At 61.4% G+C, this 13524-nt stretch carries 15 protein-coding genes; 7 read left to right on the top strand and 8 right to left on the bottom strand.

Annotation, left to right across the window (positions count from 1 at the left end):
* Position 1: 1 nt before the first annotated feature.
* Together BLW24_RS09740 and pyrE are read right to left on the bottom strand one after the other, a co-directional pair.
* Positions 2-595, bottom strand: coding sequence for a DUF4124 domain-containing protein (locus BLW24_RS09740; protein WP_090379761.1), 594 nt, complete (start codon positions 593-595; stop codon positions 2-4).
* The gene (gene pyrE / locus BLW24_RS09735; RefSeq protein ID WP_090379758.1) at positions 588-1259 is read right to left on the bottom strand and encodes an orotate phosphoribosyltransferase; all 672 of its coding nucleotides are present in this window, start codon (positions 1257-1259) and stop codon (positions 588-590) included. The genes BLW24_RS09740 and pyrE overlap by 8 nt, the downstream gene beginning before the upstream one ends.
* Before the next feature lie 93 nt (positions 1260-1352).
* Here pyrE and BLW24_RS09730 point away from each other — a divergent pair, with 93 nt between their 5' ends.
* On the top strand, positions 1353-2132 hold the full coding sequence (locus BLW24_RS09730; protein WP_090379755.1) for an exodeoxyribonuclease III: 780 nt from the start codon (positions 1353-1355) through the stop codon (positions 2130-2132).
* Positions 2133-2180: 48 nt separating this feature from the next.
* Here BLW24_RS09730 and BLW24_RS09725 read toward each other — a convergent pair whose 3' ends face one another.
* The 3 genes from BLW24_RS09725 to rph all read right to left on the bottom strand — a co-directional run bounded on the left by BLW24_RS09725 (position 2181) and on the right by rph (position 4065).
* Positions 2181-2861, bottom strand: coding sequence for a tetratricopeptide repeat protein (locus BLW24_RS09725; protein ID WP_244161127.1), 681 nt, complete (start codon positions 2859-2861; stop codon positions 2181-2183).
* Between the two features lie 69 nt (positions 2862-2930).
* Positions 2931-3302, bottom strand: coding sequence for a DUF4870 domain-containing protein (locus tag BLW24_RS09720; protein ID WP_090379749.1), 372 nt, complete (start codon positions 3300-3302; stop codon positions 2931-2933).
* A gap of 40 nt (positions 3303-3342) precedes the next feature.
* Positions 3343-4065, bottom strand: a complete 723-nt coding sequence (rph, locus tag BLW24_RS09715; protein ID WP_090379746.1) for a ribonuclease PH — start codon at positions 4063-4065, stop codon at positions 3343-3345.
* A 142-nt stretch (positions 4066-4207) separates the two neighbouring features.
* Here rph and BLW24_RS09710 point away from each other — a divergent pair, with 142 nt between their 5' ends.
* The 6 genes from BLW24_RS09710 to BLW24_RS09685 all read left to right on the top strand — a co-directional run bounded on the left by BLW24_RS09710 (position 4208) and on the right by BLW24_RS09685 (position 9599).
* Positions 4208-5071 (top strand): YicC/YloC family endoribonuclease, encoded by an 864-nt coding sequence (locus BLW24_RS09710; protein ID WP_090379743.1) that lies wholly within the window; start codon positions 4208-4210, stop codon positions 5069-5071.
* Between the two features lie 49 nt (positions 5072-5120).
* Complete coding sequence (gene gmk / locus BLW24_RS09705; protein ID WP_090379740.1) at positions 5121-5741, top strand: guanylate kinase; 621 nt, start codon at positions 5121-5123, stop codon at positions 5739-5741.
* 114 nt (positions 5742-5855) lie between these two features.
* The gene (gene rpoZ / locus BLW24_RS09700; protein WP_090250565.1) at positions 5856-6119 is read left to right on the top strand and encodes a DNA-directed RNA polymerase subunit omega; all 264 of its coding nucleotides are present in this window, start codon (positions 5856-5858) and stop codon (positions 6117-6119) included.
* 60 nt (positions 6120-6179) lie between these two features.
* Positions 6180-8288: a bifunctional GTP diphosphokinase/guanosine-3',5'-bis pyrophosphate 3'-pyrophosphohydrolase gene (gene spoT / locus BLW24_RS09695; protein WP_090379737.1), complete on the top strand. Its 2109-nt coding sequence runs from the start codon at positions 6180-6182 to the stop codon at positions 8286-8288.
* A 147-nt stretch (positions 8289-8435) separates the two neighbouring features.
* Positions 8436-8816, top strand: coding sequence for a RidA family protein (locus tag BLW24_RS09690; protein ID WP_090250570.1), 381 nt, complete (start codon positions 8436-8438; stop codon positions 8814-8816).
* 48 nt (positions 8817-8864) lie between these two features.
* The gene (locus BLW24_RS09685; RefSeq protein WP_090379734.1) at positions 8865-9599 is read left to right on the top strand and encodes a hypothetical protein; all 735 of its coding nucleotides are present in this window, start codon (positions 8865-8867) and stop codon (positions 9597-9599) included.
* Between the two features lie 19 nt (positions 9600-9618).
* On the opposite strand, the gene BLW24_RS09680 is transcribed toward BLW24_RS09685, so the two are convergent.
* The 3 genes from BLW24_RS09680 to nuoM are packed head-to-tail and all read right to left on the bottom strand — an operon-like array spanning position 9619 to position 13523.
* The gene (locus tag BLW24_RS09680) at positions 9619-10470 is read right to left on the bottom strand and encodes an SDR family oxidoreductase (RefSeq protein WP_090379731.1); all 852 of its coding nucleotides are present in this window, start codon (positions 10468-10470) and stop codon (positions 9619-9621) included.
* Between the two features lie 24 nt (positions 10471-10494).
* On the bottom strand, positions 10495-11970 hold the full coding sequence (nuoN, locus tag BLW24_RS09675; RefSeq protein ID WP_090379728.1) for an NADH-quinone oxidoreductase subunit NuoN: 1476 nt from the start codon (positions 11968-11970) through the stop codon (positions 10495-10497).
* A gap of 23 nt (positions 11971-11993) precedes the next feature.
* Positions 11994-13523, bottom strand: a complete 1530-nt coding sequence (gene nuoM / locus BLW24_RS09670; RefSeq protein ID WP_090379725.1) for an NADH-quinone oxidoreductase subunit M — start codon at positions 13521-13523, stop codon at positions 11994-11996.
* Position 13524 lies beyond the last annotated feature (1 nt).

Here is a 13524-nt window from a genome sequence, read left to right as displayed (position 1 = left end):
ACTACTGGTTACGGCCCAGCAGTTCCTTGAGCCGATCACGGCCAGCATTGAAGCTGCTGTCCGCCTCTTTACGCGCGGCCTGATAACGCTGGATGTCGCCCTTGAGGCGCGCCTGTTCGGCTTTCTGATTATCGATCCGCGCCAGCAGATGCGCCGGCACCGCACGCCCAGCGCGCTCGTGGTCGGCGGCCTGACTCTGCAGATTGGCCTGCTGCGTACGCACCGACTGCAGATTACCGCGCGCCACCCCAATCAGACCATCCAGCTCGACCAGCTTACGCTCACGTGCACGCTCGACCTCGTCCGGCGTACTGTACAGCCGCAGTAGCTGTGCATCAGAGCTGGCCCGGGCCTTTTCGGCAAGAATGCGCTTCATCTCCTCAGGGCTCGGGGCAGGCGGGATCACCTGAATCACTCGCCCCTGATCATTCAGCACTTCATAGCCTTTGCTGATGTGCTCCGGCGGCACACCCTGACGGCTAAGCACCGTGGTGCCCTTGTCATCGACATAGCGGTACAACTCAGCCGCACCCGCTACAACCGGCAGCAGTAGGCCTAGCAACAGCGAACAGCAGGTCAGGGCAGGTCTATGCATCGATACAGCACCTTATCGGCAGGTTAGATCCGTATTCAGCACGGTAAGCTTCTACCGCTGGCAGATACTGCTTGAGTTCAGCATCCTCTGCCAGATATTCCAGTACCTGTTCGAGCGACACAATGCTCACCACTGGCATGCCATAGTCGCGCTCGACTTCCTGAATCGCCGACAGCTCGCCTGTACCGCGTTCCTGGCGGTTCAACGCGATCAGCACTCCGGCGGCTTGCGCGCCCTGGGCCTGGATGATCTGCATCACTTCACGAATCGCCGTGCCAGCGGTAATCACGTCATCGATGATCAACACACGACCCGCCAGCGGAGCACCCACCAGGGTGCCACCTTCGCCGTGATCCTTGGCTTCCTTGCGGTTGAAACACCAGGGCACATCACGCTGATGGTGCTCGGCCAGCGCCACTGCAGTGGTCGCCGCCAGGGGAATACCCTTGTATGCCGGGCCAAACAGCACATCGAATTCGATACCGCTGTCCACTACAGCCGCCGCATAGAAGCGCCCGAGCTGAGCCAGGGCCAAACCGCTGTCAAACAGCCCGGCATTGAAGAAATAAGGACTGATACGCCCGGATTTCAGGGTGAACTGGCCAAAGCGCAGAACCCCACGCTCGATGGCAAAACGGATGAAGTCACGTTGATACGCTTGCATTAAAAAGCCCCGGACAGCACGGATTTACTAGGTAATTTAGCTAATAGAGGTGAGCTAGGGTATCATACACGCACGTGATTTTGGGGGCCATTTATGCGGATCATCAGTGTGAACGTGAATGGTATTCATGCTGCAGTCGAGCGCGGTTTGCTCAGTTGGCTGCAAGCACAGAATGCCGACGTCATCTGCCTGCAGGACACCCGCGCCTCCGCCTTTGAACTGGACGACCAAGCCCTCCAACTGGATGGCTATTTCCTCTATGCCTGCGATGCAGAAGTGCCAAGCCAAGGTGGCGTGGCGCTGTATTCGCGGTTGCAACCCAAGGCGGTAATCAGCGGCCTCGGCTTTGAAATGGCCGATCGCTATGGGCGCTACCTGCAGGCCGATTTCGACAAAGTAAGTATTGCCACCATGCTGATGCCTTCGGGGCAGCAGGGTGATGAAAGCTTGAATCAGAAATTCAAGTTTATGGACGACTTCACCCATTATTTGGACAAGCAGCGCCGCAAGCGCCGCGAGTACATCTATTGCGGCTCGTTCTATGTGGCGCATCAGAAGCTCGACGTGAAGAACTGGCGCGACTGCCAGCAATCACCAGGCTTCCTTGCCCCGGAGCGCGCCTGGCTGGATGAAGTGATCGGCACCATGGGCTATGTCGATGCGCTGCGCGAAGTCAGCCGCGAAGGCGACCAGTTCAGCTGGTGGCCGGACAGCGAGCAGGCCGAACTGCTCAACCTCGGCTACCGCTTCGACTATCAGCTGCTCACGCCCGGCATGCGCCGCAGCATCCGCAGCGCCCGCCTGCCGCGCCAGCCACGCTTCTCGCAGCACGCGCCGCTGATCGTCGACTACGACTGGCTACTCAGCGTCTGAACATGACAAGCCGGCATCAACCGGCTTTCATGTCTCTATTTCAGCGTTTCACTCACCTGCTGCGTCGACTCCAGCCTGCGCTTGAGCCAATAGGCTGTGCACGTATGCATCATCCGCATAACGCCGACTGAGATCGCTCAGGTGCTGCCCGGCCAGCGCGTAGTCCTCGAGCATCAGGTAGTTGCGCGCCAGCACGATCTCGGTGATCCGCCCCGGTGCAATCTCGAAGACGGTCTTGTTATAGGGCAGCGCCTTGTCGTAATCCGCGTACTCGGCGCCGTTGTCTCCCAGATAAACCAGGCCCAGCACGTTATTCACTGCCAACTGGCGTGGCTCAAGCGCGAAGGCCCGTTCAAGCTTGGCCACGGCGTCAGGGACCCTATCCTGCATAAGATCGGCGTCCGCCATGTTCACCAGATAGTTGTAGCTACCCTCGGGATAGAGAGCCGCGGCCTTCGCGGCATACTCGCCCGAACGTGGGTAATCCCCCAACTCGTAATAGCCCAGCGAGATATAACGTAAGACGTCGGCCTTCTGCGCAGGACTGACGGCGGGACTCTTTACCACCGCCTCGAACTTGGCGATGGCCTGCCCTGTCTGCCCTTCGTCGTGAAGCTGCTCCGCCTCAGTCTTGAGCGCCTGTACCTGCGCCCGCTCACTGATGGCAGCCAGCGCCTCCGGCGCCTCACCACAGCCTGCCAAACCCAGACACAGCAGCGCCAACAACATAACCCTTGCGTTCATTACCACGTCATCCCTGCTCACAAGAGAGGGTCAACGCCCTCTCACTTCTAAAAATTACTTCACCAGCCGCCAGCAGAACGGATAACGATACGCTTGGCCTTCATTAGCCTTGATCCCGGCAATGATGGTCAGCACCAACGCTGCGATGCTGACCAGCACCAGCAGCGGGAAGCCAACCACCACCACCATCAGCAGGAAGCACAACAGTGCAGCCAGGGCCACGCTGATCTGGAAGTTCAGCGCTTCCTTGCCTTGAGCATCGACGAACGGATCCAGATCCTTCTTGATCTGCCAGACGATCAACGGCCCAAGCAAATTACCAAAGGGAAACACCAGTCCGAGAAAGGCAGCAAAGTGGCAGAACATCGCCCACTGGCGGGCTTCAGGGCCGGGAACCGGCTGTGGCGCTTGGGACTCGTCGCTCATGGTGCTTCTCCTTGCGTTACAGACTTGTAGTACAGCTCAATCAGTCAGCCAGAGCCGCTTGCTGCAGCTCGAACAGCTCAGTCATGCCCTTCTGCGCCAACGCCAGCATGGCGTTCAGTTCGGCCGGCTGGAACGGCGCACCTTCGGCAGTGCCCTGCACTTCGATAAAGCCGCCAGTGCTGGTCATCACCACGTTGAGATCGGTTTCAGCCGCGGAGTCTTCCAGGTAGTCCAGATCCAGCACTGGCTCGCCCTGATACATGCCCACTGATACGGCAGCAATCATCTGCTTGAGCGGATCGCCGCCTTTCAGGCCGCCACGCTTCTTGATCACTTTCAGCGCATCTATCACCGCCACCATGGCGCCGGTGATAGATGCGGTGCGCGTGCCACCATCCGCCTGGATCACATCGCAATCGACATACAGGGTGTTCTCGCCCAGCTTAGACATATCCAGCGCGGCGCGCAGCGAACGGCCAATCAGGCGCTGAATTTCCAGGGTGCGGCCGCCCTGCTTGCCACGGCTGGCTTCACGCTGGTTACGGTCGCCAGTGGCGCGCGGCAGCATGCCGTACTCGGCGGTCAACCAACCCTGGCCCTGGCCTTTGAGAAAGCGCGGAACGCCCGATTCGACACTGACCGTGCAAATCACTTTGGTATCGCCAAACTCCACCAGCACCGAACCCTCGGCATGCTTGGTGTAGTTGCGGGTGATGCGAATCGAGCGCAACTGATCGGCGGCGCGGCCACTAGGACGTTTCATTTAGGAATTCCTGCTCTGAATAAAAAATCTGCTCGGCATTATAGGGCCGTAAGCCCGTAGCGGGTGTGCCGAATTGGGAGCGGCCGACGCACTGCGCTACAATCCTGCGCCTTTCGTTCCGACTTTTCGCGAGGTTCGCCCCATGATCCACAGCATGACCGCCTTCGCCCGCGCCGAGCAGGCCGGAGCCAACGGCACCCTGAGCTGGGAGCTGCGCTCGGTCAACCATCGCTACCTGGAACCTCACCTGCGCCTGCCGGAAAGCTTTCGTGACCTCGAAGGCGCGGCGCGCGAAGCACTGCGCAATGGCCTGTCGCGCGGCAAAGTCGAGTGCACCCTGCGCTTTAGCGACGACAATGCTGGTAAAGCCCTGCAAGTTGACCTGGAGCGCGCCGCGCAACTGGTCGCCGCCGCCGAAAGCGTGGCTGGCCTGATCAAGCAGCCCGCCGCACTCAACCCACTGGAAGTGCTTGGCTGGCCTGGTGTACTGGTAGCCGATGCTGCCGACCCGCAAGCCCTGAACCAGAGGGCTCTGGCGCTGTTCAACGAAGCGTTGACCGAGTTGAAGAAAGGCCGCGAACGCGAGGGCGCAGAGCTGGCCAAGCTACTCAATGAGCGCCTGGACAGCATCCTCGAACAGGTGGCTGCCCTACGCGAACTGGTACCGCAGATGCTTGCCGGACAACGCCAGAAAATTATCGACCGTTGTGCCGAGATGCAGGCCGAACTCGACCCGCAGCGCCTGGAGCAAGAGCTGGTGATTCTGGCGCAGAAAAGCGATGTCACCGAAGAGCTGGACCGCCTCAGCACTCACGTCAGTGAAGTGCGACGCGTGCTGAAAACCGGTGGGCAAGCCGGCCGGCGCCTGGACTTCCTGATGCAGGAACTCAACCGCGAAGCCAACACCCTTGGCTCCAAGGCTTTCGACACCCGCAGCACCCAGGCGGCGGTAAACCTGAAAGTGCTGATCGAGCAGATGCGCGAACAAGTGCAGAACATCGAGTAAGGCAAACCGCTACTGCTACTCTTCGAACAACGCGTTTCAGGATTGATCCATGAGCATAACCACCGGCACCCTCTATATCGTTTCCGCCCCATCCGGCGCGGGCAAGACCAGCCTGGTCAAGGCGCTGATCGACAGCGAAGCGCAGATCCGCGTGTCCGTGTCGCACACCACGCGCGCCATGCGCCCAGGCGAGGTAGACGGGGTGAACTACCACTTCGTCAGTCGCGAGCAATTCCACGCCATGCTCGACAAGACCGAATTCCTCGAACACGCGGAAGTCTTCGGCAACCTCTATGGCACCTCGCAGGAATGGGTCAAACAGACCCTGCGCGACGGCTTCGACCTGATTCTGGAGATCGACTGGCAAGGCGCGCAGCAGGTACGTCGGCTGATGCCGGAAGCCAAATCCATCTTTATTCTGCCGCCGACCCAGGAAGCGCTGCGTCACCGCCTGACCAATCGCGGCCAGGACAGCGGCGAGATCATCGAGCGACGCATGCGTGAAGCCGTCAGCGAGATGAGCCACTACGTCGAATACGACTACCTGCTGATCAACGATGACTTCGCCCACGCGCTGAGCGATCTGAAGGCGATTTTCCGCGCCAATCAGCTGCTGCAAGGCCCGCAGCAGCAACGCCACAGCGGTTTGCTCAGCGAGTTACTGGTCTGACTTATCCCGCCGCGACAAATCAAAGCTTCCCTTAATGCTGGTGATTTTTTAGACTATCCAGTCCGCTCGCCCATTTGGGCCCAGCTCTATTACGCATTTGCTACGAGGAACACCATGGCCCGCGTTACCGTCGAAGATTGCCTGGATCACGTTGATAACCGCTTCGAGCTGGTCATGCTCGCTACCAAGCGCTCGCGCCAACTGGCTACCGGTGGCAAAGAGCCGAAGCTGGCTTGGGAAAATGACAAGCCGACCGTAGTCGCGCTGCGCGAAATCGCCGCTGGCCTGATGAGCTACGATGTCATCGCCCAAGACGATATCGTCGAAGAAGAACCACTGTTTGCTGCATTCGAGGAAGAGGCTAACGAGCCTCTGTAAGCCTATGCCGGGTCGACGTCGTCAGGCGCAGGGTCATCTGAATCGGCAAGGGGAACGCCCATGCCGAGCATAGACGCCCTCGCCGACAGACTTTCGACCTACCTCGACGGCGACCAGGTCAACCTGGTTCGCCGCGCCTATTTCTACGCCGAACAAGCCCACGACGGCCAACGCCGCCGTAGCGGCGAAGCCTACGTCACCCATCCCCTGGCGGTGGCGAGCATCCTGGCTGACATGCACATGGACCATCAGAGCCTGATGGCCGCGATGCTGCATGACGTGATCGAAGACACCGGCATCGCCAAAGAAGCTCTGGACGCGCAGTTCGGCGAATCCGTGGCGGAACTGGTCGACGGGGTCAGCAAACTGACCCAGATGAACTTCGAGACCAAGGCCGAAGCGCAAGCCGAAAACTTCCAGAAAATGGCCATGGCCATGGCCCGCGATATCCGGGTAATTCTGGTCAAGCTGGCCGACCGCCTGCACAACATGCGCACCCTGGAAGTGCTGTCCGGCGAAAAACGCCGACGCATTGCCAAGGAAACCCTGGAAATCTACGCACCGATTGCCAACCGCCTGGGCATGCACAGCATGCGCATCGAGTTCGAAGACCTGGGCTTCAAGGCCATGCACCCGATGCGCTCCGAGCGCATCCGCACAGCGGTCAAGCGTGCTCGGGGCAACCGCAAGGAAATCGTCAACAAGATCGAAGAGTCGATCACCCACTGTCTGGCCCGTGAAGGCATGGAAGGCGAGGTGATGGGCCGCGAGAAGCACCTCTACGGCATCTACCAGAAGATGCGCGGCAAGCGCCGGGCGTTCAACGAAATCATGGACGTCTATGCCTTCCGCATCGTCGTCGACAAGGTCGACACCTGTTACCGCGTGCTCGGCGCCGTGCACAACCTGTACAAGCCCTTGCCCGGCCGCTTCAAGGATTACATCGCAATCCCCAAGGCCAACGGCTACCAGTCGCTGCACACCACGCTGTTCGGCATGCACGGCGTACCGATCGAGATTCAAATCCGTACCCGCGAGATGGAAGAACTGGCCAACAACGGCATTGCCGCACACTGGCTGTACAAATCCAACGAGGAAGACCAGCCCAAGGGCAGCCACGCGCGCGCGCGGCAGTGGGTCAAGGGCGTGCTGGAGATGCAGCAACGCGCCGGCAACTCGCTGGAATTTATCGAGAGCGTGAAGATCGACCTGTTCCCCGACGAGGTCTACGTGTTCACGCCCAAGGGCCGCATCATGGAGCTGCCGAAAGGCTCCACGGCGGTCGATTTCGCTTACGCGGTGCACACCGATGTCGGCAACACCTGCATCGCCTGCCGCATCAACCGCCGCCTGGCGCCGCTGTCGCAAGCCCTGGAAAGCGGTTCGACGGTGGAAATCGTCACCGCCCCCGGCGCCCGGCCAAACCCGGCCTGGCTGAGCTTCGTGGTCACCGGCAAGGCCCGCACGCATATTCGTCACGCTCTGAAGCTGCAGCGCCGCTCGGAATCCATCAGCCTCGGCGAGCGCCTGCTGAACAAGGTGCTCGCCGGTTTCGACAGCCGCGTCGACAAGCTCTCGCCGGAGCGGGTGAAGGCGGTGCTGGCCGAATACCATCAGGACGTTATCGAAGACCTGCTCGAAGACATCGGCCTGGGCAACCGCATGGCCTACGTGGTCGCGCGCCGCCTGCTCAGCGACAGCAACGAAGCGCTGCCAAGCAGCGAGGGCCCACTGGCCATCCGTGGCACCGAAGGCCTGGTGCTGAGCTACGCCAAATGCTGCACGCCGATTCCGGGCGATCCGATTGTCGGCCACCTGTCCGCCGGCAAAGGCATGGTGGCGCACCTGGACAGCTGCAAGAACATCGGCGAGATCCGCCACAACCCGGAAAAATGCATCCAGCTGTCCTGGGCCAAGGACGTTACCGGCGAGTTCAATGTCGAACTGCGCGTCGAGCTTGAGCACCAGCGCGGCCTGATCGCCCTGCTGGCCGGCAGCGTCAACGCCGCTGACGGCAACATCGAGAAGATCAGCATGGACGAGCGCGATGGTCGTATCAGCGTCGTACAGCTGGTGGTCAGCGTGCATGACCGTGTACACCTGGCCCGGGTGATCAAGAAACTACGCGCCTTGACCGGGGTAATCCGCATCACCCGCGCGCGCGCCTGATCGGCCAACTTCAAAATTGAACAGCGCAATCAGCCACCAGCTGTACTTTGACAGCCGCTGTGGCTTTCACCCAACCTAGGCAATCTAACTGGCAGCGCGCCCATTTGCGCTGCAGTGTTCCTCCACATCAGCTTTACAGGAGTTCCCATGAGCAAGAGCGTTATCACCAGCGACAAGGCCCCAGCCGCAATCGGCACTTACTCCCAGGCGATCAAGGCAGGCAACACCGTGTACATGTCCGGGCAGATCCCGCTGGACCCGAAAACCATGGAACTGGTGGAAGGCTTCGAAGCCCAGACCGTGCAGGTATTCGAGAACCTCAAGGCCGTGGCCGAAGCGGCTGGCGGCTCGTTCAAGGACATCGTCAAGCTGAACATCTTCCTCACCGACCTGTCGCACTTTGCCAAGGTCAATGAAGTCATGGGCCGTTACTTCGAGCAGCCCTACCCGGCCCGTGCCGCCATCGGCGTAGCCGCCCTGCCACGTGGCTCGCAGGTAGAAATGGACGCTATTCTGGTTCTTGAATAAGCCCCTCGGCGGGGCCGCTGCCCCGCCCATCCCTCTTGAGGACGCCGCATGCGTTGCCTGTTTGTTGCTTTGCTCTCCGGCGTCCTGCTCAGCGGTTGCGCCAGCCCTTCACACGACCCCAGCGGCACCTGGATCAACCAGGCCGCCATTGAAGCGGCCGTCGAAAGCGGCAACCTGCGCGAGGCCCTGCAGGCCTACGGCCCCAATCTGGAATGGCAACTCGACAACCAGCGCCAGCTCGCCAGCTTCAGCAATGGTTTCGAGCATGGCGAAGGCAGCTTCGAGCGCCAGGCCGATGGCCAGTTGCGCGTGCACTTCTATGGTGACTTTCAGGAAACCCTGAGCCTCAGCCACGGCGAACTGATTCAGGCGCAGAGCGATACCTGGCCGGAGCAGCGCTTTGTCCGCGCACCCGCAGCGCCCGGCCTACTGGCGCCACCGGGGAGCAGCTTCGAGCAGGCGCTGTACAGCGCTTACCTGGGCGGCACCTGGCTGATCAAGGAAGGCCTGGGCGAAGGCGCCCTGGTGCTGTTCCAGGCCGATGGCAGCCTGCTGGGGCTGCCAGGCGCAGAGCGTTATGCGTTGTGTCTGGCAGGTGACTGTGCGGCCATGAGCGGCGAGTTCGACAGCCTCTGGCTGCAACTGGGCGACCAGGGGCAAAGCTGGCTGTTCGAGCGTGAAGGCGATCAGTTGCGCGTCTTCAAAGCGCTCAATCGCTCGCAGATCGATGAAATGCCCAGCTACTACAAAGGCCAGCAGCGCTGGCTGCTGGTCAAACGCTAAACCCGCGCAAAACGCCAAGCTACAGCTGCTGCAGAATCGCCCGGTACCCCTCGCGATAACTCGGGTAATGCGGCTCCCAGCCCAGGGCGCGGGCGCGGGCGTTGCTGCAACGCTTGCTGCCCGAGCGGCGCACCGTCGACTGCTCGGACCAATGGCTGACCTCCAGCTGCTCGCGCAACCAGGCCACCACCTCATGCAGCGGCGCCGGCTGATCGTCGACGCCGATATAGCAGTCATCCAGCTCCACACCACGGGCATCGGCCTGCAGCAGATAGGCCAGTAGCCCCGCCGCGTCATCGACATGGATGCGGTTGCCGTACAGCGGCGGTTCGCTGACCACGCGATAGCCTTGGCGCACCTGCTTGAGCAACCATTCGCGGCCTGGGCCGTAGATGCCGGTAAGGCGTACCAGACTGGCGGGCAGTCCGCTATGCAAAGCCAGCTGCTCGGCCTCGCGCATGATCCGCCCGGAGTAGCTATCGGCTTCTGCTGGCGAAGCCTCATCCACCCACTCACCGAGCTGTTGGCCATACACGCCACTGCTGGAGACAAACAGCAGGCGCTTGGGCCGTTGCCCCTGTTGCGCCAACCAGCCAAGCACGCGGCGCAGACCGTCGACATAGGCGGCGCGATAGCCGGCCTCATCGTGTTCGGTGGCGGCCGCGCAATACACCAGGTAATCCAGCGGTTCGCTCGGCCAGGTGGCCGGGCAGGCATCGGCCTGCAGATCACCGGCAACCGGACGAATACCCTGTGGCAGCAGTGCCACGCTACGGCGCAGGCCATACACCGTCCAGCCTGCAGCGCTTAGCTGCTGACCCAGACGGCTGCCGACATCGCCACAGCCGGCGATCATCAGTGTCTTACTCATCGTTGCGTATTCCCTGGTTATTTATCAGGGCAACAGTGCCACCAAGCTGGCCTGTTGCACCAGCACCAATAGCGGCTGTGGATACACACCGAGGAAGAAGGCCAGCACGGCAACGAATAGCAGCATCATGCCGCCAGCACGCTGCGCCCAGTTGAAGGGTGCATCGTGGCGACGCAGGTTCGGCTCGAGCATAAACAGGGTGACCATCACCCGCAGGTAATAGAACACGCCAATGGCGCTACCGAGCACCAGAGCGGCCAGCAGCCACCATTGCTGCGATTGCACACCGGCAGCAACCACGTAGAACTTGCCGATAAACCCGGCCGTCAGCGGAATGCCGGCCAGCGACAACATCATCACGGTCAGCACAGCGGTCAGGTACGGACGGCGCCAGAACAGCCCACGGTATTCGTACAGGGCATCGGCATCACGGCCGCTGTAGGGCGTCGACATCAAAGTGATCACGCCGAACGCACCCAGGCTGGTCAGCACATAGGTGGCCAGGTAAACGCCAACCGCTTCCACGGCCAGGCCCTTGCTGGCGATCAACGCCACCAGCAGGTAACCGAAGTGCGCGATGGAGGAATAACCGAGCAGACGCTTGAGGTTGTTCTGCAGCAGCGCCAGCAGGTTGCCAAAGATGATCGAGGCAATCGCAATCAGCGTCAGCAGGTCATTCAGCCAGCCGCCGGCAGCCGCTGGCGATACCTGATACAGGCGCAGCAGCACGGCAAACACCGCAACTTTGCTGGCCGTAGCGAGAAAGGCGGCCACCGGTGCCGGCGCACCTTCATAGACGTCTGGCGTCCAAAGGTGGAACGGCACCAGCGACAGTTTGAACGCCAGACCGATCAGCATCATGCCTACGCCAATCTGCGCCAGCATGCTCGGCAGGCCATCGGCGGCCAGCTTGGCACCGATACCGGCGAAGGTCAGGCTGCCGGACTCGGCATAGAGCAGGGCCATGCCGAACAACAGGAAGGCCGAACCGGCGGCCGACAGCACCATGTACTTGATGCCGGCTTCCAGCGAGCGCTTGTTGAAGAAGGCGTAGGCAATCATGCCGTAGGTCGGCACGGACAGCAGTTCCAGGCCGATGAACAGGCCAGCCAGATGCTGCGCGCTGACCAGTACCAGGCCGCCAGCGGCGGACAGCAGCATCAGCAGATACAGCTCTTCGCGGTTGCCCGGATAGCCCTTGCCCGATTCGCCGCCAAGATAGGCGTGGATCAGTGTCACGCAGGCCAGGGTCGAAGCCAGCACCAGGGCCATGTAGTAGCAGGCGAACTTGTCCACCAGCAGCAGCGGGGTGACCTCGATGGGCGTCACGCCCAGGGCTGGTATCAGCGACAGCAGGGCCAGGTTGAGGCCCAGCACCGATATGCCGAAGGTCATCGCATGGTTGCGTTTCCAGGCAATTGCCAGCATCACCAGCACCGCAGTGGCACTGGTGATCAGCAGCGGCAGCAGCGCGATGAAATGTTGAGTCGTCAGTTGCATAGCATGACTTTCCATTGAGCAGCTTACCGGGCCAGAACAGGTTGATTGAGGGCGCTACCCAGCCACTGCTGCACGCCTTGCATGGTGGCGGCCGAGGTGTCGAGCACCGGCTGCGGGTAGACACCCAGCAAGATCAGCAGCACGGCCAGGCCCAGCACCATGCTCAATTCGCGCGCTTTCAGGCCAGGCAGGGCAGTGTCCGCCTTGGCCGGGCCGAAGTAGGCGCGATGAATCATGATCAGCGAGTAGACCGAGCCAAATACCAGGCCGGTAGCGGCCAGCACAGTGACCCACGGCGCACTCTGGAAACTGCCAATCAGAATCAGGAACTCACCGACGAAGTTGCCGGTACCCGGCAGGCCCAGTGCTGCGGCCGCAAAGAACAAGCTAACGGCCGGCAACCAGGGCATGCGTGCCCAGATTCCGCCCATCTCGCGCATGTCACGAGTATGCACACGCTCGTAGAGCTGGCCGCAAAGGATGAACAGTGCCGCAGCGGAGAGGCCATGGGCCATCATCTGCACCACCGAGCCCTGCAGGGCAATTTCACTGGCGGAGTAGATGGCGATCAGCACAAAACCCATGTGCGACACGCTGGAGAAGGCCACCAGGCGCTTGATATCGGTCTGCGCGAAGGACAGCAGGGCGCCATAGATGATGGCGAACACGCCGAGCCACTGGGCGATCGGTGCAAACTCTGCCGACGCATTGGGGAAAAGCGGCAGGGCGAAGCGCATCAGGCCATAGGCGGCAGTTTTCAGCAGGATGCCGGCCAGGTCCACGGAGCCGGCGGTCGGGGCCTGTGCGTGGGCATCGGGCAGCCAGGAGTGGAACGGCACGACCGGGAACTTCACCGCGAAGGCGATGAAGAAGCCGAGCATCAGGATGTACTCGGTGCCCGCCGCCATCTGGGTCTTCAGCAGGTCGGCGTAGCTGAAGGTCAGCACGCCGGTTTGATCGAAGTGCACGAACACCAGGGCGAGGATTGCCACCAGCATCACAAGGCCGCTGGCCTGGGTGAAGATGAAGAACTTGGTGGCGGCGTAGATGCGTGTCTTGCCGTCGCTGCCGCTGTGACCCCAGAGCGCGATGAGGAAGAACATCGGCACCAGCATCATTTCCCAGAAGAAGAAGAACAGAAACAGGTCGACGGCGAGGAACACGCCGACCACGCCGCCGAGAATCCACATCAGGTTGAGGTGGAAGAAACCGACGCGGTTCTGAATCTCGTTCCACGAGCAGAGCACCGACAGCACACCGAGCAGGCCGGTGAGGCTGATCATCAGCACTGACAGGCCATCCAGCGCCAGGTGCACGCTTATGCCGAAGCGCTCGACCCACGGCACTTGGAACTCCGCCGCCCACTGCGGCGCAGCGCCTGGCGCCGGGGCCAGGCTGAAGTCGCCGGTGGCCCACAGCCACAGACCCAGACCGAACAGCAGGCACATGGTCAGCAGGGCGATCCAGCGCGGCAAGGTGCTGCCGAAGCGCTCGCACTGCCAGCACAGCAAGCCGCCAATAAAGGGGATCAGGATTAGCCAGGGCAGAATCATG

Source organism: Pseudomonas anguilliseptica, from assembly GCF_900105355.1.
GTDB lineage: Bacteria > Pseudomonadota > Gammaproteobacteria > Pseudomonadales > Pseudomonadaceae > Aquipseudomonas > Aquipseudomonas anguilliseptica.
Note: the sequence above shows the minus strand (reverse complement) of the source record. Positions and strands in the feature narration are given on the sequence as shown.